At 48.0% G+C, this 19,873-nt stretch carries 19 protein-coding genes; 14 read left to right on the forward strand and 5 right to left on the reverse strand.

Annotated elements, in window-relative coordinates:
* Positions 1–7 precede the first annotated feature (7 nt).
* Positions 8–775: a TspO/MBR family protein gene (locus MHI51_RS02700; RefSeq protein ID WP_076124500.1), complete on the reverse strand. Its 768-nt coding sequence runs from the start codon at positions 773–775 to the stop codon at positions 8–10.
* Between the two features lie 463 nt (positions 776–1,238).
* On the opposite strand from MHI51_RS02700, the gene MHI51_RS02705 reads away from it, so the two are divergent.
* From MHI51_RS02705 to MHI51_RS02715, 3 genes are all read left to right on the forward strand, one after another.
* A complete protein-coding gene (locus tag MHI51_RS02705) occupies positions 1,239–4,325 on the forward strand; it encodes a DEAD/DEAH box helicase (protein ID WP_405173560.1) in 3,087 nt (1,028 codons plus the stop codon).
* A 33-nt stretch (positions 4,326–4,358) separates the two neighbouring features.
* Complete coding sequence (locus MHI51_RS02710; protein ID WP_076124497.1) at positions 4,359–5,150, forward strand: hypothetical protein; 792 nt, start codon at positions 4,359–4,361, stop codon at positions 5,148–5,150.
* A 141-nt stretch (positions 5,151–5,291) separates the two neighbouring features.
* Positions 5,292–6,443, forward strand: a complete 1,152-nt coding sequence (locus MHI51_RS02715; protein ID WP_076276040.1) for a YCF48-related protein — start codon at positions 5,292–5,294, stop codon at positions 6,441–6,443.
* A gap of 364 nt (positions 6,444–6,807) precedes the next feature.
* On the opposite strand, the gene MHI51_RS02720 is transcribed toward MHI51_RS02715, so the two are convergent.
* Positions 6,808–7,497, reverse strand: a complete 690-nt coding sequence (locus tag MHI51_RS02720; protein WP_051491247.1) for a GTP pyrophosphokinase family protein — start codon at positions 7,495–7,497, stop codon at positions 6,808–6,810.
* A 243-nt stretch (positions 7,498–7,740) separates the two neighbouring features.
* Here MHI51_RS02720 and MHI51_RS02725 point away from each other — a divergent pair, with 243 nt between their 5' ends.
* From MHI51_RS02725 to MHI51_RS02740, 4 genes are read left to right on the forward strand one after another with little or no spacing between them, the layout of a single operon-like run.
* Complete coding sequence (locus MHI51_RS02725) at positions 7,741–8,532, forward strand: zinc ribbon domain-containing protein (RefSeq protein WP_076276041.1); 792 nt, start codon at positions 7,741–7,743, stop codon at positions 8,530–8,532.
* 40 nt (positions 8,533–8,572) lie between these two features.
* Entirely contained in the window at positions 8,573–9,391 is an 819-nt protein-coding gene (locus MHI51_RS02730; RefSeq protein WP_076124492.1) for a TrmB family transcriptional regulator, read from the forward strand.
* Between the two features lie 25 nt (positions 9,392–9,416).
* A complete protein-coding gene (locus tag MHI51_RS02735) occupies positions 9,417–9,719 on the forward strand; it encodes a hypothetical protein (RefSeq protein ID WP_038568522.1) in 303 nt (100 codons plus the stop codon).
* Positions 9,720–9,761: 42 nt separating this feature from the next.
* Positions 9,762–10,355, forward strand: a complete 594-nt coding sequence (locus MHI51_RS02740; protein WP_076276042.1) for a xanthine phosphoribosyltransferase — start codon at positions 9,762–9,764, stop codon at positions 10,353–10,355.
* Between the two features lie 114 nt (positions 10,356–10,469).
* Here MHI51_RS02740 and MHI51_RS02745 read toward each other — a convergent pair whose 3' ends face one another.
* The 3 genes from MHI51_RS02745 to MHI51_RS02755 form a co-directional block, all read right to left on the reverse strand.
* Positions 10,470–11,426, reverse strand: coding sequence for a diacylglycerol kinase family protein (locus MHI51_RS02745; RefSeq protein WP_076193704.1), 957 nt, complete (start codon positions 11,424–11,426; stop codon positions 10,470–10,472).
* Positions 11,427–11,536: 110 nt separating this feature from the next.
* A complete protein-coding gene (locus MHI51_RS02750) occupies positions 11,537–11,875 on the reverse strand; it encodes a DUF4870 domain-containing protein (protein ID WP_036682511.1) in 339 nt (112 codons plus the stop codon).
* A 93-nt stretch (positions 11,876–11,968) separates the two neighbouring features.
* Positions 11,969–12,958, reverse strand: a complete 990-nt coding sequence (locus MHI51_RS02755; protein ID WP_076276043.1) for a serine hydrolase — start codon at positions 12,956–12,958, stop codon at positions 11,969–11,971.
* A gap of 469 nt (positions 12,959–13,427) precedes the next feature.
* On the opposite strand from MHI51_RS02755, the gene MHI51_RS02760 reads away from it, so the two are divergent.
* The 7 genes from MHI51_RS02760 to MHI51_RS02790 all read left to right on the forward strand — a co-directional run bounded on the left by MHI51_RS02760 (position 13,428) and on the right by MHI51_RS02790 (position 19,492).
* Positions 13,428–13,616: a hypothetical protein gene (locus MHI51_RS02760; RefSeq protein ID WP_019913840.1), complete on the forward strand. Its 189-nt coding sequence runs from the start codon at positions 13,428–13,430 to the stop codon at positions 13,614–13,616.
* Positions 13,617–14,019: 403 nt separating this feature from the next.
* Positions 14,020–15,066 (forward strand): cytochrome c oxidase subunit II, encoded by a 1,047-nt coding sequence (gene coxB, locus MHI51_RS02765; protein ID WP_076124488.1) that lies wholly within the window; start codon positions 14,020–14,022, stop codon positions 15,064–15,066.
* A 126-nt stretch (positions 15,067–15,192) separates the two neighbouring features.
* Positions 15,193–17,040 (forward strand): cytochrome c oxidase subunit I, encoded by a 1,848-nt coding sequence (gene ctaD / locus MHI51_RS02770; RefSeq protein ID WP_076124740.1) that lies wholly within the window; start codon positions 15,193–15,195, stop codon positions 17,038–17,040.
* A complete protein-coding gene (locus MHI51_RS02775; protein ID WP_038568531.1) occupies positions 17,037–17,663 on the forward strand; it encodes a cytochrome (ubi)quinol oxidase subunit III in 627 nt (208 codons plus the stop codon). Before ctaD ends, MHI51_RS02775 begins: the two co-directional genes overlap by 4 nt.
* 5 nt (positions 17,664–17,668) lie before the next feature.
* Positions 17,669–17,995: a cytochrome C oxidase subunit IV family protein gene (locus tag MHI51_RS02780; protein WP_036682505.1), complete on the forward strand. Its 327-nt coding sequence runs from the start codon at positions 17,669–17,671 to the stop codon at positions 17,993–17,995.
* Between the two features lie 85 nt (positions 17,996–18,080).
* Positions 18,081–19,001, forward strand: a complete 921-nt coding sequence (gene ctaG / locus MHI51_RS02785; RefSeq protein WP_341001028.1) for a cytochrome c oxidase assembly factor CtaG — start codon at positions 18,081–18,083, stop codon at positions 18,999–19,001.
* A gap of 26 nt (positions 19,002–19,027) precedes the next feature.
* Positions 19,028–19,492 (forward strand): DUF420 domain-containing protein, encoded by a 465-nt coding sequence (locus MHI51_RS02790; protein WP_076124485.1) that lies wholly within the window; start codon positions 19,028–19,030, stop codon positions 19,490–19,492.
* Positions 19,493–19,873 lie beyond the last annotated feature (381 nt).

The following is a 19,873-nucleotide window of genomic DNA, read 5'->3' on the forward strand; positions in this document are numbered from 1 at the left end:
AGGACAATCAGTATCTGCTGTATCTTCTGCGGCGTGGTGTGAGCAATAGCCAAATGCTGTAGAGCAGCAGAAGACCTGCCGTTACTGTGCCCGTTACAAAGACTGCATTAGCTTCTCTATGTTCCAAGGCGATCGCGATGAAAGCCCATACGAAGACCAGAGGATAGATGCTGTCTCGGTTAGGGTAGCTGACTAACACCGCAAGCAGTGTCCCCACGCAGAGCATGATCACGGCCCAGGTTATCCCGCTAAGTCCAAACCCATCCCAATGATTTTTCTCCAGAACAACGCTAACATTCACGATAGTCGCCACAGAGATCCAGCCAAGGTATATACTAAAGGGTAGCTTGATCAGCCATTTCTCACCTGAAGTAGGATTTGCAATCTGGCGCGTTCGGCGATAGATAACAATGATGGAAATTAACATTAACACCATGGCAATCAAAGAAAGCTCGATGTATAGATACTGCCAGAGGAAAAGCCAGCTCATATTAAAAACACAGCTCAGGATAAACCAGAACGAAATAGCTCGTACAGAATCCCTAGAACTTGTATAGGAGCGGAATTGATAAATAACGAAACCGGCTAACAAGAGGTAGATCAGCGACCAAATGGAGAACGCGTAGCCAGCAGGAGTCATGTAAGTCTTATATTTGTCAGAGATTTCTCCTGTACTGTTTCCGCCCAAAGGCAAGGTTACCGCCAGCACATTTACGATAATTACACCCACAAAGAATACGAGGTTCCACCATTTATAAGGATTATAACGTCTCAAATAATTCACTCCCTAGCTTTTTTAATAGGGTGTTGCTTATTTAGAATATACCCCTTTTTGGCCTAATTAAGACTATAAAAAGAAAAGAAGTGACTAGTGAGTCATAACATTCTTGGATAGCAGGGCAGTAGTGCGGGGTATTTTAAATGAATCAAATTACTGGGTGTTTCTATATCCTTCAACTTTATTTCATAAAAATCTACAGAAAATATGCAGAAATGTTTTTAAATCAGCGCTTTTTCGTATAAGATGAAGAGATGAAGATTCAAGAAAATATAAGTTTTGTCCTAGTTCTTTATCCTTATATTTACCGCAGGAGCGCATCGCCTCTCTAAAAGAGGAAGAAGCGGCTTCTACTTGTATAGCTTCAAAATTTATTTCTCGCGGAAAAGGTTGCAGTTACCCTTCCTGATGGTAGGGGGCTGGTTCTTTTTTTGCTTGCTTAAAAGACAGGAGATCACCGATGACTAAGCATCTGTATGCAATATGGTTAGGGGACGTTTTATTTTGCTTCTCTGGCGAAACTTCGGAGCCGAAGGTTGACGCTTGGACTCGCGTAGTGAAGCGGATGGAGCTACAGGGAGGAGTGCGTCCTTTTGCAACTGCTGCTCTGCGTCTGGCAGAAGTGAAATATCCGGCTCCCCCTGTAGAGGGGAAGCCAGCCCGGCGCGGATTGCCCGGACGAACGTTCGAAGGGCTCGCCTTGGTTCCTAGCGATGCATTTCAACTGCTTCTGGCATGGGATGAGACGTTATGCCGAGATCAGGGAGTGGAGCCAGGCGGCGAACTGCGTTACTGGGCAGCAGCGGCACGTTTTGCGCTGGAGCTGATGGGTACGGGCGGGATTACGCCGGGGGCCTTGCCACCACGCCCTGTGGGCTCACGTCGCCGCGGCGGCGAACAGGCGGCGACGGTCTGCTGGTCGCCAGCTTTCCGAAAGCAGGAGGACAAAGAGATCTTTCTGCAGCTGGCAGCATCCATGCCTGTTCTTGCACTAGGAACGCATATCGCAGAGGCAGGGGATTTATCCTCTCGTGATGAGGCTGGAGCATATGTGCTTTACTCCTTTATGCAGGCTGTAATGACTGCTGAGATAAAAAAAGTAATTGCGGGCATTGAAAGTGAGTTACTCCCTTATAAAGCGAATTATCGCCGGGGTTATTCCCCTTTAACAGAACTGTGGTGGAATAGCCTTCTCACGGGAAGCCGAGATATACCCGTGCAAGGAACTCCGGCAGAGGTGACAGACCTTTTGGTCACTGTGAACGAGACCGCTGGCAGCGATGTGCCACATTCAGAACCAGAGGAAGCACGGAGCGGGCAGCTGGGTCTTGGGTTACGGCTGGAGCCGCCAGAAGACAATAATGAAGTCTGGCGGTTAACCTTCTGGGCGGAGAATAAGGAAGAAGGGGAATTCTGGTTTCCCGCCAAATCGATCTGGAGTAGTAAAGAACGAGAGTTTACGTTATGGGGTAAACGCTATCGCAATATCCAGCAGCAGCTGCTTATAGCGCTGGGCCGGGCTGCGAAGATATCGCCGGATATTCAGCGCGCTCTTGCTAAGCCTGCGCCTACGGGGGCGGATTTGGAACCGGAGCGTCTTTATTTCTTTTTGAAGGAGACGGTGCAGCAGCTGCGCGATCGGGGAATAACGGTGCAGATGCCTTCGCGCTGGAGCCGTGAGGGACGCCGCCGCATTGGCATGAAGATGAAAATGCAGCCAGGCGTGAACGGGGGCGATAGCCCTGCGCCCGCAGCTCTGGGTATGGAAGAGCTGATCTCGTTCCGTATTGAGGCCTCGCTTGGAGATAGTACGATTAGTGAGGAAGAATTAAATGCATTAGTAGAGGCCGGTGTACCTTTTGTACGTTTCCGCGGGGAATGGATCGAGATAGATCCTAAAGAAATCCGCCAGGTTCTTAGATATATGAAACGCCATGAAAACGGAGAAATGACTGCCGCGGATTGGATGCGTCTAGAAGCCGAGGATGGTGAAGATCGGCTCTGGAAAGGAATGTCCGTCACTGGAATGGAGACATCCGGGCTGTTGGCATCACTTATGCGCGGAGATGTATTACGTAATCTTCCGGTGCGTCCTGTACCTGAGGGTCTGCATGGAACTTTAAGACCTTATCAGGAGCGGGGTTATCAGTGGCTGGCCGAGCTCAGTGGTCTGGGTTTTGGGGTATGCCTCGCCGATGATATGGGTCTAGGTAAAACGGTGCAGGTTATCACCTGCCTGCTGGACCGGGCGTTAAGTGCTCCCCCTGAAGAGAAGCAGGAGCCTGTACTGATTCTCTGCCCAACATCGCTTCTTGGCAACTGGCAGCGGGAGCTGCAGCGCTTTGCACCTTCGCTTAATGTACACATACATCATGGTGGACGCCGTGTTCGGGGAGATAGCTTCTTAGAACTGGCAACCAGTCATGATATCGTACTGACGACCTATCATTTGGCAGGCCGTGACAGTGAGGATTTAGCCAATGTCCAGTGGTCAACAGTGGTGCTGGATGAAGCTCAATATATTAAAAATCACCGTACGAAGCAGGCGCAGAGTGTGATGAAGTTATCAGCGCCGCATCGCATAGCTATGACAGGTACTCCGGTAGAGAACAGACTTGGCGAGTTATGGTCTATTTTCCACTTTTTAAACCCGGGCTATTTAGGAACCTATCATTCCTTCCGGCAGCGTTATGTGTCTGGTGAAGGTGGGGAACGCCTGCGGGAGCTACATCGCTTGGTATCCCCCTTCCTGTTGCGGCGTCTGAAGAGTGACCCGGATATTTCTAAGGATTTACCGGAGAAGCTGGAGCTGAAGTCTTATTGCCCGCTGACCGAGACCCAAGCTGCCCTGTATCAGGGTGTCGTGGATGAAATGCTCGGTGTGATCGGGGAGAGCAGTGGTATGGCTCGCCGTGGACTGGTGTTATCCTCTCTGACGAAGCTGAAGCAGATTTGCGATCATCCTCAGCTATTCCGGAAAGAAGAAGGACGGAGTCCACGCAATGAACATTCCGGTAAAATGGAGGTTATGTTCGAGGTGCTGGACAGTGTCGCTGAAGTTGGCGAATCTGTGTTGATCTTTACGCAATACGTAGCGATGGGTGAGCTGCTGGTGAGCAAGCTTACTAAGCGTTATGGTACATCGCCGCTGTTCCTTCATGGGGGGATTCCAAAACGGGAGCGGGACGAGATGGTGCATGATTTTCAAGAGGGCAAGGGTCCAGCCTTCTTCGTGTTATCTCTTAAAGCGGGCGGAGTAGGTTTGAACCTAACCCGGGCCAATCATGTTATTCATTACGATCGCTGGTGGAATCCGGCAGTGGAGAATCAGGCGACAGACCGGGCTTTCCGAATTGGGCAGGATAAGAACGTACAAGTTCATAAGCTGATTTGCCAAGGAACGCTGGAGGAACGTATTGACGAATTAATTGAGCGGAAGAAAAGCCTTTCGGAGCAGGTTGTTGGTTCTGGTGAAACATGGTTGACCGAGATGTCTAATCATGAACTGAAGGAGCTTATTGAACTGCAGGATCAGGATTGGATGTAAAGAAAGACATGAGCAATACGGAGGGATCGAACAATGAGTGAACTGTTAGAGATGCGGCTGGAAGTTGTGCCTGGATTAGTAAAAGCAGCATGGACGGCTTCGCCCGGGAAAGTGACGGGAGGGTCGCGGGCAAAAGGTGAATGGAATGTCGGTACTTCTGCTGTTCCTCAGGGACAAAGAACGGAGCAACCTCTCTCTCTGAAGGTTCCAGTATGGCATGCTGCCCGTAGAAAAGAAATATTGCGGCGTCTGGCGCTAAGTCCGGATGAGGTATTTGCTTTGCTGCAAGGGAGATTGACGGGTGGGCTGGCGGAACTGGAGCTTCTGCCTACAGATACTGAGCTGGAGCAAGCCCTCTTTGAGGGGGAAGGGTTAGAGAACCAGGCGGAGACTCTGCAGCTTATAAAAGAACGACTTGCTGAAGAGCCGCTGCTGGCGCTTTCTCTGAGAGGATTTACTAAGGGAGAACTCCTGGATGGAATATTTGCCCTTTGGGCTGAAACTGATATAGCTGCCGATGATTCTGAGACAGAGGCAGCCCCAGCTAGTGAGCTTGCAACAGAATTAGCACGGCTAGAGCGCAAGGGCCCCGCAATTTCTTCTGGAGAATGGCTTGCAGAAGCGGCTGCTGAAGGTTCGCTTCACCAGCCGGGACCGCAGTTCCATGAGATTACGGCTAGGCCATTTCCTTCATCGCCGGTAGTAGCAGCGGTAACGGAAGACTGGGGAGCTTTGCTGCCTCAGACACCTAAGGCTCTAGAAGGCCTAACTTTGATTATGAATCGAGTAGCAGAAGCTGCTGCCCGTCGTGCAAGTAAGGCGTAATTAAACAGCAGTGGAGTTTAGAGAAGCCGCATCCTATCTGAGGAGGCGGCTTCTTCTTTGTGTAATGCTTCTGTAACCTTTTACCATTAAACTCTGTCTATGATTATAGAATAGAAGGAAATGGAAAAAGGAGGATTTCATTTGAGACTATATGCCGTTTTTGCCCCGATAATCATTGCTGGGTTATTTCTGCAATCCTACATGGTAAACGATAATCTTGGTTTAGATTCGAGTATGGGGACAAATACCGCTGAGCTGAAGACGAAGATGAATTCTTTGCAGGGGTATCCTGCTAAATTTCGCATGAATGACATAAAGCATGGATGGGGAATAGACGAGACTGGATTATGGACTACGAACGATGGAGGAAGTAGTTGGTACCATCCGGACAGCAATATCGTTCCTATTCCACAAGAAACAGGCATCTTTGCCGCAGCAAGCTTTTTCCTGAATGCCACAAATGGCTGGATTATTAGTAGTCATGGTATGGGTCAACCTATTCAGATCTATCATACCTCTGATCAGGGCCAGACCTGGAAGGAGACAAAACTCCCCGTCACGGAGGATTGGGAGCAAGGATACAGTGGCGGTTTTATTCATTTTATCGATGTGAATAACGGGTATGTGTTGCTGGATTCAGAACCTGGTCTCGGGATGATGGAGAAATCCTTGTATCGCACGGCTGATGGCGGGAACAGCTGGAAGCGAATCGGAAATCTAACGGGGAGTATTAAAGCCTATCCAACAGGGATAACCTTTCAGGATTCCCAGAATGGCTGGATCACCTCCAGCAACCATGGGCAAGAATACATTTTAACATTCAGAACTACGGATGGCGGGAAGAGCTGGAAGCCGGAGCAATTAAAGAAGCCAGCTGCTCTGGCAGCCTTTACTTACAGTAATAGTTATCCGCCTAAATTCTCAGGCAAAGACAATATGAAAGGCATCCTGCCGCTGGAGATCGTTGACGATGGGATTCGAAGTATGGTGTTTTACACAAGTGATAACGGAGGCAGGACATGGAAGCTTGGCCCTCAATTGCTCGGTACTGAGGCAGCGAGAACAACATGGCTGAACGCTCGTGAAGGTTGGGCTTTGCAGGAGGGCGGCAAACTGGTGGCGACTGTCAACGGGGGTGTAAGCTGGAGGTTGATTGCGACATCACAGCTATTCGCGAAGGCAGAAAACATTCAGTTCGTTACGCCGAAAAACGGCTGGTTGGCGGGTCCAGGATTTCTACAGACCACTACAGATGGCGGCGTCACATGGAAGCCTTTGGTTAGTAAGCCTTGAGGCTGAATACAGCGGAACGCCGGGTCATGATTAGCCGTTGGTTGAGGTTTAGGGACTCAGGAGGCGTTATTCACACATTTATCGCCTATCCAGCATGTTTTCGGACTCCAGTGCAGCTATTTCATATAGTAGGGCGCAGATCGGGTGTTTTTTATGCCGTTAGCGACTTTGGGGTCCGTTAGTATGCAAAATGGAGGATTATTTTGCGAATAAGATCGGCTGTGTCCGATAGCACCTTGCTTCGGCGGCGAAGGGTAATGATCAAACGGCCTAATCGATTAAAAAGAAGGGGGTGTCCCAGCAGCCATTGTCATGGCTTATGAGACATCCCCTTAATTTTTGAGAAATGTAGAAATATGAAAGCTTAAACCTGCCCGCCGGCAGGGGATTCCCCTTCTGCAAGTTCCAGAATCTCGCGGCGTAGGCGCAGCATTTTTTGATCCAGTTCATCGGCGGCGCGTGCGGCATCCTTCAATTCCTCCGCAACATGCGAAGGAAGCTGCTTATCGAATTTATAATACAGAATATGTTCCATACTTGCCCAGAAGTCCATGGCTAGGGTTCGCAGCTGTATTTCGGCTTTGACCCAGCGTGTTCCTTCCAGCAGGACGAGCGGAATTGCGACGATAAGATGCAGGCTTTGATACCCATTCGGCTTGGGATGGGCTATATAATCTTTGATCTCCAATACGCGAATGTCTTCGCGTGTGCTGAGGTGATCAACCAGACGGTAAATATCTTTAACAAAAGCACATACAATCCGCATACCTGCAATATCGTGAATGTGCTGCTCCATATTTTCCAAGTTGAACTCGAAACCTTTGCGCTCCATCTTTTGAAGGATGCTCTTGGGTTCTTTAATTCGGCATTTAACATGCTCGATGGGACTGAAGCCGTCACGGACCTGCCATTCCGTTTTGATCACATCGATTTTATTCTCAAGATCGTTTAGTGCATGGCGATAGAGTGCTGGCAGAGACTTGAACTCATTGATAAGATTTGTGAAATCCTCGTTATCTTGCCAATGTTGCAGATCCTTAACGTGTACCTGCATCTGTTTTAGCGTAAGCTGTGTGCTGTCATGTTCTTCCACTGAAACTCTCCCAATTTCGTTATTTGTGATTAATTCTATTTTAACCGATGTAGAACCCCTGACGCAAAATAACGTCTGAAATCAGGGGAAATAAGAATTTATAGGAACATTCTCCGCTAAATCGCGTATTAAAGCACATTAATGAATCTGTTCGATACATTTGGTATGATAGAAACACGTATCGCTGGAGAGGGAGGAACTGTAATGAGTTTTATGAAACGAATCAAAGATAGTGCGAGCCGGGTTACCGAAAAAGCACAAAGCTCTGTTGAGATCGGCAAGCTGAACGGGCTTATTTCCGATATTGAACGTGAGATGGAAGTGGAATTCACGAAAATGGGCAGGCTTTTTTATGAAGGGTATCGCTCTAAGGATATGTCTGTAGCTGAAGGCAAAATGGTAGAACTGGCACGGACCTGTTCCAAGCTTCAGGAAAAAATTGAAGTCCAACGCGCAAGAATTGCTGAACTGAAAAATGAACGGTTATGTTCTTGTGGCAATGTTGTGGCGCTCGATGCAAATTTTTGTCCAAAGTGTGGAAGTAAGCTGGAGGAGCTAACCACATCAAGAAAGATTCCGTCACCGCCGGTATTCGTCAAAACTGTGGATGAGGACGAAGAGGATGAGGATCAATACTATGGTGCGGATGAGCTAACGGATGAAGAGAAGGAGATTGCAATGAAGCTCCATCCGCAAAGTGTGGTGTATTCTGAGATCCTGCCTTCAGAGGATGATGAGCTGCCATTGGAGGAATATGCGGCGAACGAACATGACATTGAACGGGATCGCAGACATGCTGATCAGCTGGAACGGGAAAGACAAAGACAGCTTGAGCTGGATCGTCGCATCCGCGATTGGAACGCGAATGAACATCAGGACGAGTCCGCAGTCACCCAGGACAGTGGTGTTCGTGATATGATTAAGTGTCAAATCTGTCGGAATGAATTGCCAAAGGGCTCCTTATGGTGCCCGCGTTGTGGATCGGAGCAAATATAGTACAGATATCAGTCAGCTTAGGGCTTAGGGGGACAACAAGATGGAACAGCTGCTGCTGCATCTGCGCAATCTGGGCTTCACGGAGATGGAGTCCAAAATCATGGTCGAGCTTGCGACTAAAGGTCAGGCTTCTGGCTATGAGGTTGCCAAACAGCTCGGAGTTTCAAGATCAAATGTGTATGCGGCGCTTCAGCGCCTAACACAGCAGGGATATGTACGATGTGGTGAAGGAGAGCCTGCGCGGTATAGTGTTCTCAATCCGGAGGAGCTGGCGACGATGATCTCGGGAAGAGTTCAAGCTTCGCTGGCTTATATGGAAAGTGAGATGCCTCGCGGGGGGCCTGTTAGTCCTTCTTTTTATAATGTAGAGGGCGACCGCAATGTAATGGGGGCGCTGATTCGCCAGCTTAACATGGCAGAGCAGGAGATTGTAGTGGATATGTGGCGCGAGGAAGCGTCGCTTCTGCGGAGCGAACTTGAACAGGCCGAACTGCGTGGCGTTAGGCTTTTATGGGCTTTTGACGGTGGCAATGCTGCTGCTGCCTCTTACCCGGTATGGCCGTCATTCGGAAAAAATTCGCAGCGGGCGGATGGACGGAAGTTCTCATTTGTGATTGACCGGAGCTGGTGTATGCTGGGGATGCGTTATGATGATGGGTCGGCGCAAGCAGTGGTAACAGAGCACCCGGTGTTAGTGGAGCTGCTGTTGAATCATTTCACACAGGAAATGGTCTTGTTCGAGCTGGAGCAGGATATGGGCGCAGAATTAGTAGAGCGTTATGGAGAACGTTACAGCAAAATTCATAGCAAATATGTTATGTATGATCAAGGCGATGATGGGGAAGAACAGGCGCAGTAGTTATTATCATAGGGAGGTGAGAAGCATGGAATGTATCGTTCATTTTGAAGTGGTGCACAATGATGGTCCTAAAAAATTGCGTGGACTGTTGTTTCTGGATAAGGGAGCATCTCCTGGAGAAGCAGAATTAGTCGAAATGTTTAAGGATATGAATTTTAACGTGAGACTGGAAGACCGCGAAAAATTGATTTTTAAACCGGTAAATCCGGGGGATTTCTTGGAGATTCGAATTACGGGTTATGATAACGGTCAGGAAAAGAGCAAGGATGATCATAATTTAAAATCGATCGTTGGAAATTTATTGCCTCAGAAGCCGACAGGTCTGTAATGTGGGGAGAATGGATTCAATGATGGGAGAAGGAGGAGCACTATGGAGCTGTTGAGACAAAAAGTGTTGAAAGAAGGTATTGTACTCGGGCAAGGAGTGCTCAAGGTGGATTCTTTTCTGAATCATCAGATGGACCCCTTCCTGATGCGTGAGGTTGGCCGTGAGTTTATCCGCCGGTTCGCTGGCGAAGAAATTACGAAGGTGCTGACTATAGAATCCTCGGGGATTGCTCCGGGGATTATGACAGCATTAGAGCTGGAGGTTCCGCTGATTTTTGCCCGTAAGCAGAAATCGCTGACGCTGACAGAAGACATTTACGTGGAGAAGGTCTACTCCTTCACGAAGAAAGAAACGAATGAAATTACCGTTTCGAAGAAATTCATTGCTCCCGGAGAACGGGTGCTGATTGTTGACGATTTCTTGGCGAATGGTGAAGCCGCCTTCGGACTTGCCCGTATTGTTGAGCAGGCGGGGGGAAGTGTGGTTGGAATTGGTATTGTGATCGAAAAAGCGTTCCAGCCAGGAAATCGGCTGCTGCAGGAAGCGGGATATCGCGTAGAATCACTTGTGCGTATTGCTTCACTGGAGGACGGAAGAGTCACTTTCGTGGAAGACGAGGAAGAGCCTCTTATTTGAGGCTTTTGGAATGAATTCTCAGTCAAAAGCTATAGGATATACAAAACAGCAAGCGACTTGGTAATGAACCAGTCGCTTGCTGTTTTTTGTGTGTATGGTATGCACGGGTCAGGGTTACCCGTTGCTGCCGCATGCCGCTGCAGTGTCGGCGGGCAGCTGTACGCTGTCCGCTGCCAGCGGCGATAGCACCCGCAGCGCCCCCGGCTCGCAGCGAACGGCCAGCGGCCCTTTGCCGAGGCTCTCGCCGTCGCCGATTGCAGGCCGGGCCTCGGCAAAGCCCACAGCTACGCTGCGTCCGCGCAGCATAGACACGAAGGGCAACGCCACATGCTTGCCCTTCAGTACCGTGGGGAACAACCGCAGCAACTGCCCGCGGCTGCACCCATGCACGACGCAGACGTCAAGCTGGCCGTCATCGGCCTTTGCCTGCGGGCAGATCAAAAGCCCGCCGCCGTAGCTGGGCAGGTTGCAGATCGAGACCAGCCATGCCTTCTCGAAGGCGTGCTCCGTGCCGTCGCAGACTACACTTACCCGGCAGGGCTTGAATGTCATCAGCGTATGCAATATGCCGATGATATACGCGAGCTGGCCTGCTCCAATGGCATTGCACAGCCTTTTGTATCGGCTGGCATTCACATTCTCGGCCACTTGAGCATCAAAGCCATTGGCAACGGCTGTTACGGTCAGTCCGTTTGCTCCTGAAAGCAGATCTGCTTCGATATACCGCTCGCTAAGGGCGGCCTCCAGCGCGGCTTCTATCGAAAGTGGAATGCCGAACCCCCGGGCGGTGTCGTTGCCGGAGCCGGCAGGAATTACGCCCATGGGGATATCTTTGCCGCAAAGTGCACCCAAAATGCTATGGAGCGTGCCGTCACCGCCGATTACAATCACGGCTTTCCAATCCTCGCGATGCTTTAGTGTATTTAAAACAAGGGCTTCTGCACCCTCTACGCTGTGCGTAAACAAGGACATGAAAGGCAGCGAACGCTCCTTCATGAGCGCCTCTACAGTATGCCAGGTCCGGCCGCCTGCTCCCCCGCCGGAACGCGGGTTTATGATAAATAGATACATATGATTTCCTCCAGCCTGTAGAATTCCATTGATGCCCTTTCTACATTGTAAGGAGTGGATGGGCAAAAGGGAATACTTTTCAGCGATCAGAGGGGCTGCTTTTTGGGGGATTACAGATGGCGAATCTGACTTTCTGCGATATCACCTGCCCAAGGAAGTTTATACCACCTGCCACTTAAGGCATGGTAGATCATTAACAGCCACACCCCAAAGCTGCAAAGAGAGACGAGGGCACTCATCAAGGGACCGAGGAATGGGACCAATCCGGTTAGAACGTGGAGGATCATCAGCACCCCGAAGGTAATCAGTGATTGCAGCGAATGGAACAGCACAAAGCGGCTGCGTTTCTCCAATGCGAGAAAGACGACGCCGCCGAGAAAAGGGAAAAAGTAACATAACGCGCCCGCTATATTATCGGGCAATCCGGTGGATGATTTAAAAGGGGACAATGGGCTCACTCTCCTTCTGCTTGGAGAAGAAGGGGCTTGATTGTTCGAATCCTTCTTCCTTACAAGCCTATGACTTGTCAGGAAAAAGTATGTTTAGCTCATTGAAGGGAGAACATACTTTTCAAGCAGCCTGCGAGGGTTCTTCCAGTTGTTTGTCTTGCTCTCTGCTGTAAAGACCACTACAGCATCCAGATTGGGAAAGAGCAGAATCTGCTGCCCGCCATGCCCGTGGGCGAGCTTGTAGGGCTGCCCGCTCATCGTACCGATCCAAAACTGATATCCGTAATCACCAAACGCTGGATATCCCTTTGCTTGAGCGGTAAGTGCATCCTGCAACCAATGTTCTGGGATGATTTGCTGCTCTGCAAACACTCCATTATTCAGCAGGCAGATTCCGAATTTAGCCATATCCCGAGACGTTAGGTGCAAACCGATATGACCCATGCTATGTCCTTCGGGGCTAGGTAACCAAGCGGTATTAGCCATTCGGAGTGGAGTGAATAAATGCTGTGCTGCATAGGAAAATGCATCAAGACCTGTAGATTCACTAATCATTATCGAGATTAGATGTGAGTCGATGCTTCGATATTGGAACTGGCCGATTTGTTCTGGAATAATGTTCAAGCTAAGGCCAAAGGAACCCCAGCGGCGGCTGCGATGGAGGTTCCGAACAAGCGGTTCACCAAGCTTCTTCCCTGTGATCCAGCTAAAACCGGAAGTCATGGTAAGAAGATGACGGAGTGTAATTTTTGAGAGATGTGGGGAGTGAAGGTATGGAATATGCTTGCGAAGGACCTCGGACACAGAAATATGGAGATCAGGCATCTCTCCACGGCCGATAGCGATTCCCGTAAGGACACTGACAAAACTTTTGGTGGCAGAACGGAGATCATTTAATGCTCCAGCATGATGGTCGTTATAATAACGTTCGAAGATAAGTTTTCCATGACGCACAATAAGCATGCTATGCATCTTGGGGTATTCTTTTAGGATAGCTTGATGGGCTTGTTCAAGACCCTCCCGGCGTGTATCGGTGTCTTCTGGCGTTGCGGTAGTCATTAGGGGAATTACAGGCTGGGCCATAAAGATCTCCTTCTCATTTGTTGATAAATACAATTTCGCTTGCTGTATAGGTTATTGTATTTTAACCAGTTTGGAGACATCTGACTTACGAAGACAGCTGTTAAAAATAATATTTTCCAAATAGTACATTTTACAAGGAAAGGTGGAAGTTAATCCGGAATATGATACAATATAACGATAAGGCCCGAAAGGAGTGATTCAGTAAGTGGCTCTTCGGGTAATAAAAGTGTCAAGGAGCTATCGTTCATCAGGCGTCCTTACTCTCAGCCCAAATCACGACGAACCTGCTTCACCGGCAAGGCGGTGTTTCAAAGGCTAGATTTAGCTTTAGATTCCACGTTTTGACGGATAGTGCAAGCCACGTATGTGTAATGGATACTTCACTTGCATTCGAGGTTACGGCGTACTTTTCATCATGCATTCTCTACAACGGAGCATTCATTTTCAATGTTTTGGGAGGGAACTGATCATGGCAAGTAAAGGTCATAACGAAGTCAAGGAAAGTCTACGGGAAATGACACGCATTTTCCGGCCCAAAGATCCCAAGAAATTCGTAAAGGAGTACGTCCGAAAGTATCGGATTACAGGAGGCTATGAAGAAGAACTGACCATGGTCGTGGAACACGAGTTGGTACGGATGAATTCATCCGTCTCCTAGCTAACAGATACGTTTGTCACTTGCTTAACTTTAGACATCATTTTGAGTAATAACATCCACGAGGATTCTTATAAACCGTGCCCGAGCAACTTTTGTTGCTGGAATCGGTTTTTTTTGTATGCGCATTTACGAATAAGGAAAAGTCTTCCTCATAGAATAGTCAAATGAATTAATAGACACATTTTAAATTGAATACGCTTCCTTTATTATTTTTTATTTGTTTGCGTTTTCATAAAATGCTATAAAATCCAGATGGGACAAGGATTTATTGTGTCGAAAATTACAATGTGAACTAGTTGTGAACGATTGACAAAACTTTCCCTTAAACTTATATTAATAGTGATTGTTATAATTGACAGAAAAAAACAGGAATCTACGAAATCGGGAAAAGCGGGGTAGATCAATGATGAAAACGTGGCAGGCTGTAAAGCGACTCCTTCCCATGACCGCTATGTTTGGACTCTTTCTTGCCGGGTGCGGTCGTGAGGACTTGTCAGTACTCAGACCACAGGGACCTGCAGCAGACAGATCTTACGGATTAATGGAGCTGTCGATCAGCATTATGATCGTGGTGTTGCTGATTGTCTTTACGATTGCAGCTTATGTACTGATCCGCTTCCGCAGAAGACCGGGTCAGAATGAAATCCCTGAGCAGGTTGAGGGCAGTATGAAACTTGAGATTCTCTGGACAGTCATTCCGCTCATCCTTGTTGTAGTACTGGCCGTGCCAACGGTTAAAGCTGTGTTTGCCGCTGGAGATGATCATTCCAATGACAAGAATGCGATCAAGGTTAAAGTAACCGGCCACCAATACTGGTGGGAGTTTGAGTATACCGACTATAAGGTAACTACAGCGCAGGACCTGATTATTCCGGTGGGCAAAGATATCGCCTTTGAACTGGAAACTAAAGATGTGCTGCACTCCTTCTGGGTCCCTTCTCTTTCCGGTAAAATCGATACCAACCCAGCTGGAACGATTAACCGCTTTAGCTTTAGTGCGCCTAATGAAGGCGTTTACCGTGGGAAATGTGCGGAGCTATGTGGACCTTCTCATGGATTGATGGAATTTAAGGTGAAATCAGTTAGTGAACAAGAGTTTCAAAAGTGGATTGATTCTATGAAAGCACCTGTAGCTGTGCTGCCAGAGGATCCTGCTTTAGCTGAGAAGTTCAAAGCGGCATGTCTGACTTGCCACGCTGTAGGTGATCAAGGGATTAATAATGCGCCGAACTTGACCGGAATTGGTTCTCGGGAATCGATTGCTGGAATTCTGCTCAACGACGACACGAGGGAAGATGGTGCGCCGATTGAAGAGAATCTCAAAACCTGGCTGCACGACCCGCAATCCGTAAAACCAGGCAATCTGATGCCTAACCCCAAAGATTTGGGCCTGAGTGATGCTGAGATTGATGGCATTGCAGAGTATCTGGCCAACTATAAGCTGGACTAATGCCTTAGCCTAAAGGCGGGCGGAACTTTCGAAAAGGGGGGACGAACTTTGGCTCAAGCAGCGCATACCTTGAATTCATCCAAGCCTCTGGGGCACGGCCACAGTGTGAAGCGCCATACAGGACTTATGGATTGGCTAACAACCGTCGATCACAAAAAAATCGCGATTTTGTACCTATGGGCCGGAGGATTATTTTTTGGCATCGGGGGAATTGAAGCGCTTCTGATTCGTTGGCAGCTCATCAAGCCGATGAATAACTTTTTGGATGCACAAACGTTTAATGAACTCATAACCATGCATGGTACGACGATGATCTTCCTCGGCGTCATGCCAGTCATCTTCGCACTCATGAATGCCGTCATTCCGCTACAGATCGGTGCACGTGACGTAGCCTTTCCTTTTCTAAATGCACTTGGTTTCTGGACCTTCCTGTTCGGCGGGATTCTACTGAATCTTAGCTGGGTTATGGGTGGTGCTCCTGATGCCGGGTGGACCGCCTACACCCCACTATCTACGAGTACATACAGCACTACACACGGTGTAGACTTCTATACGATCGGCTTGCAAATTGCCGGATTAGGGACCCTCATCGGGGGGATTAACTTTCTAGCCACGATCATTACGATGCGTGCGCCGGGAATGACCTATATGCGGATGCCGATGTTCGCCTGGACTACATTTATTACTTCCGCCATTATTTTGTTTGCTTTTCCAGCAATAACAGTAGGTTTAGTACTACTGACATTCGACCGGATTCTAGGAGCCAATTTCTTCGAAGTCGGAGCCGGAGGAAGTCCAGTGCTATGGCAGCATATCTTCTGGATATTTGGTCACCCGGAAGTGTATATTCTCATTCTGCCTGCCTTCGGGATTATTTCCGAGGTCATCCCAACCTTTTCGCGTAAAAGACTGTTCGGATATAGCTCCATGGTGTTTGCAACCATCTTGATCGCCTTCTTAGGTTTTATGGTTTGGGCTCACCACATGTTCACAACTGGACTTGGACCTGTAGCTAACGCGTTGTTCTCCGTATCAACGATGTTAATTGCGGTTCCAACCGGGATTAAAATTTTTAACTGGTTGTTCACGATGTGGGGCGGGCAAGTACGTTTCACAACCCCTAACCTGTTCGCTGTAGGATTTATTCCTACATTTACTATGGGGGGAGTTACTGGAGTGATGCTGGCGTCCGCACCTGCTGACTTTCAGTTCCATGATACGTATTTTGTTGTAGCGCATTTCCACTATGTTATTGTAGGTGGTTTGGTGCTTGGCCTGTTCGCAGGTCTGCACTACTGGTGGCCAAAAATGTTCGGAAGGATGCTGAGTGAGACGCTGGGCAAGTGGACTTTCTGGACGTTTATCATCGGATTCCATCTGACCTTTTTTGTACAGCATTTCCTTGGGCTTATGGGGATGCAGCGCCGCGTATTTACTTATTTACCAAATCAGCAATTTGATTTGCTAAATCTAGTCAGTACCATTGGTGCAGGACTTATGGGTGTTGGTATGATTATTTTCTTGGTGAACATCTTCCTGACTTCCAGAAAACCAGCGGATGCAGGCAATGATCCGTGGGAGGATGGACGTACATTGGAATGGACCATTCCTTCACCGCCGCCAGAATATAACTTCAAGCAAACACCTCTTATTCGGGGGATTGATGCCTTCTGGAAAGAAAAAGTAGCAGGGAATAAAGGCATGACACCAGCAGAGCCGGTGGGCTCAATTCATATGCCGTCAGCAACGATTTTACCGTTTACGATGTCTATCGGAATTTTTATCGCTGGGCTTGGCTTTATGTTTAGCCGTGATGAATTCGGCAATGCTTTTATGAGTTTCCTGTTTAATAATTATATCGTTACAGCCATCGGTCTTATTATTACATTTGGATCCATGCTGATGCGTTCACTGTATGATGATCACGGATGGCATATTGAACCTGAAGAGCTGGAAGGAAGTGAGCGGACATGACAACGGCACATGCAGAAGCTTCTAAGGATACCTTTCCGCACGAGCCGGAAAAAGCTACGCTCGAAGGACGCAACAAGGTTCTTGCCTTTTGGTTGTTTCTAGGCGGCGAAGCGGTATTGTTCGGCACGTTGTTCGCTACTTTTCTCGCACTGCGTAATCAGACGAATGAGGGGCCTTCGGCGAATGAACTGTTTCACCTGCCGCTTGTTGCCGCTGCAACATTCATCCTGCTGGTAAGCAGTCTGACGAGTGTATTCGCTATTCAAGCGATGCACAGAAATCGGCCGGCACTGCTACGGAATTGGCTTTTAGTTACTGTAGGCTTAGGTTTAGGTTTCCTGGTTTTGGAGATCTATGAGTTTACTCAATATGTAAGACACGAAGAATTCGGAATGACCACAAGTGCATTCAGCTCGGCATTCTACACACTGGTAGGATTTCATGGTGCGCACGTAGCCTTCGGGATCGCTTGGATCTCCATCTTGATCGGGCAGCTCGCCCGCAAGGGGTTAACGGTTGTTACTGCACCAAAAGTGTATGTGTCAGCCATGTACTGGCATTTTATCGATGTAGTATGGGTCTTCATCTTTACGGTTGTATACCTACTCGGAAAGGTGGGCTAGGCACTATGACGACGGATCAGCATATGCCAGATAGCGGCGGGTATAAGCAACGTCATCGGCATGAAGGACCACAGAAACATATTGTTGTCTTTATTTTCTCCATTGTCTTAACATTGATTGCTTTCGCTGCTGTTGCGGCTGGGGGCGTAAATGCAACCTTTGCGATTATTTTGCTGCTGGTAATGGCTGTTCTTCAGGTCATTGTGCAGATGGGCTTCTGGATGCATCTAAAAGATAAAGGGCATCTTCTGCCGATTCTCTTCATGCTGGGTGGCTTCTTTATCGCTGGGACCTGTATTGTTATGTCGCTGTATTGGGTTTGGTGGAATTAACGGACGATAATGAAAGAGGTGGGCTGCGATGCCCCCTCTTTTTGATGTTTAGATATATGAATTCCTGCGCTAGGAGGTTGGGATTATGCTGGGATTAGAATACTTTAGCTTTGCTGAACTATGGAGTCCGCTTTTTCTAGCGGTAATGCTGCTGCTGACAGCAGGTTATTTTGTGTGGATTGGTCCGATTGCTGGGCGTTATGCCGATTCAATAACGGTGCCATTTTGGCGTAGAGCGTTATTTGTCTGTGGGATGCTTGCCCTTTACCTGGCACAAGGAGGACCCATTAGCCTTTTAGGGCATATGATGTTTTCCTTCCACATGGTCAGTATGGCCTTGTCTTATCTGGTAGCGGTGCCGCTGATTATGCTTGGAATTCCAGATTTTATATGGCGCAGGATACTAAAGGTGAATCCGCTTCGGCGGTTATCTTTTTTAGCTCATCCGGTAGTAGCTGCTCTATTGTTTAACGGACTTTTTTCCTTGTACCATATTCCTGTTATTCATGATTATGTGATGCTGCATTTTACTGTTCATCGTATTTATTACATTGTTTTGTTCCTGACTTCTGCTTTAATGTGGTGGACACTGATTAATCCGCTGCCGGAACATCGTATGGCGAGTGGGCTTGGGAAGATTGGATTTATTTTTCTGAACATGGTATTGCTGACGCCGGCTTGCGGGCTGATTATATTTGCCGATCATCCGCTCTACGCCACTTACAGTGATCCAGAGACTTGGGCGCGTGCTATGGGCTATTGTATCTCGGGTGACCCCTCTGTTTTACTTCAGAATTTTGGAGGTCCTGCATTCTTTGAAATGATGTCGCCTAAGGTGGACCAACAGGTGGGAGGCATCGCGATGAAGTTCATTCAGGAATTTATTTTTGCCTCTATGCTTGCTTATGTGTTCTATCATTGGTATAAAAAAGAGAACGGACAAGACGACGATGAATTGTCGACGCCATCCTCAACACTTCAGGAGAGCAACTTGAACCGTGCATAACTGGTAGACTGCCGAGGGGGAGAATCATGGATATTTTCACAGTGTTTCCGACTATTAGTACGTCATTCATCGTGATCAGCGCGGTGCTGGTGGCTATAGGTTGGTGGCTCATTATCAAGGGCAAACGCGAGGCGCATAAGAAAACGATGATTGCTGCCGCTATCGCTGCGCTGCTGTTTTTTATTGTTTACGTATCGAGAACGTTGTTTGTGGGAAATACCTCATGGGGTGGACCGGATGAACTGAAGACAATTTATCAAGTGTTTTTGATCTTCCATATCGTTCTGGCAACCGTAGCTGCGGTATTCGGACTTACTACGTTAACGCTTGGTTTCAAGGCGAAGTATTCCAAGCACCGTAAGTGGGGCAGAGTGACATCCATAATCTGGTTTATCACAGCGATTACAGGCGTTATGGTGTACGTGCTGTTGTATGTTTTGTATCCAGGTGGACATACCAAGCCGGTGTGGGAAGTTATTTTGGGTGCGTAAAATAAGTGCTTGAATAGAGCACAGAGTTTAGTGCGTTGAGCGAATGAACAGCACTAAAGTAGCAGAACCGTAAATAGTTATGAAATAAGCCTATATATCTGCATGTTCCTGAGTAGGGATTGCGGGTGATGGGCTTATTTTGGTTTGTAGAGCTTCGGGATCTGTCCTGAAATTGAACGAAGTTAGCACGAAAAAGATATAATTGGGGAAAACCTCCCTGAAAATGAACGGAAATAGCTCAAAAAGGCCATAATTAGGGAAATCCTCCCTAAAAGTGAATGGATTTAGCTCAATAACGGAGTAATAGCTGAATTTTTAGGGAGGATTTCCCTAAAAACTAATAATCTAAGCTCGGTTGGGCAGATTTTAGGGAGTTTTTCC

The sequence above is a fragment of the Paenibacillus sp. FSL H8-0260 genome (genome assembly GCF_045040625.1).
In the GTDB taxonomy this organism is placed as follows: Bacteria; Bacillota; Bacilli; order Paenibacillales; family Paenibacillaceae; genus Paenibacillus_AQ; species Paenibacillus_AQ odorifer.

Coding starts and splice junctions, on each gene's coding strand:
- MHI51_RS02710 (WP_076124497.1), top strand. CDS start 4,359: ATGAGTGAACTGTTAGAGATGCGGCTGGAAGTTGTGCCTGGATTAGTA.
- coxB (WP_076124488.1), top strand. CDS start 14,020: ATGATGAAAACGTGGCAGGCTGTAAAGCGACTCCTTCCCATGACCGCT.
- MHI51_RS02745 (WP_076193704.1), bottom strand. CDS start 11,426: ATGTATCTATTTATCATAAACCCGCGTTCCGGCGGGGGAGCAGGCGGC.
- MHI51_RS02740 (WP_076276042.1), top strand. CDS start 9,762: ATGGAGCTGTTGAGACAAAAAGTGTTGAAAGAAGGTATTGTACTCGGG.
- MHI51_RS02790 (WP_076124485.1), top strand. CDS start 19,028: ATGGATATTTTCACAGTGTTTCCGACTATTAGTACGTCATTCATCGTG.
- MHI51_RS02735 (WP_038568522.1), top strand. CDS start 9,417: ATGGAATGTATCGTTCATTTTGAAGTGGTGCACAATGATGGTCCTAAA.
- MHI51_RS02720 (WP_051491247.1), bottom strand. CDS start 7,497: ATGCAGGTACACGTTAAGGATCTGCAACATTGGCAAGATAACGAGGAT.
- ctaG (WP_341001028.1), top strand. CDS start 18,081: ATGCTGGGATTAGAATACTTTAGCTTTGCTGAACTATGGAGTCCGCTT.
- MHI51_RS02725 (WP_076276041.1), top strand. CDS start 7,741: ATGAGTTTTATGAAACGAATCAAAGATAGTGCGAGCCGGGTTACCGAA.
- MHI51_RS02760 (WP_019913840.1), top strand. CDS start 13,428: ATGGCAAGTAAAGGTCATAACGAAGTCAAGGAAAGTCTACGGGAAATG.
- MHI51_RS02775 (WP_038568531.1), top strand. CDS start 17,037: ATGACAACGGCACATGCAGAAGCTTCTAAGGATACCTTTCCGCACGAG.
- MHI51_RS02705 (WP_405173560.1), top strand. CDS start 1,239: ATGACTAAGCATCTGTATGCAATATGGTTAGGGGACGTTTTATTTTGC.
- MHI51_RS02780 (WP_036682505.1), top strand. CDS start 17,669: ATGACGACGGATCAGCATATGCCAGATAGCGGCGGGTATAAGCAACGT.
- ctaD (WP_076124740.1), top strand. CDS start 15,193: ATGGATTGGCTAACAACCGTCGATCACAAAAAAATCGCGATTTTGTAC.
- MHI51_RS02730 (WP_076124492.1), top strand. CDS start 8,573: ATGGAACAGCTGCTGCTGCATCTGCGCAATCTGGGCTTCACGGAGATG.
- MHI51_RS02755 (WP_076276043.1), bottom strand. CDS start 12,958: ATGGCCCAGCCTGTAATTCCCCTAATGACTACCGCAACGCCAGAAGAC.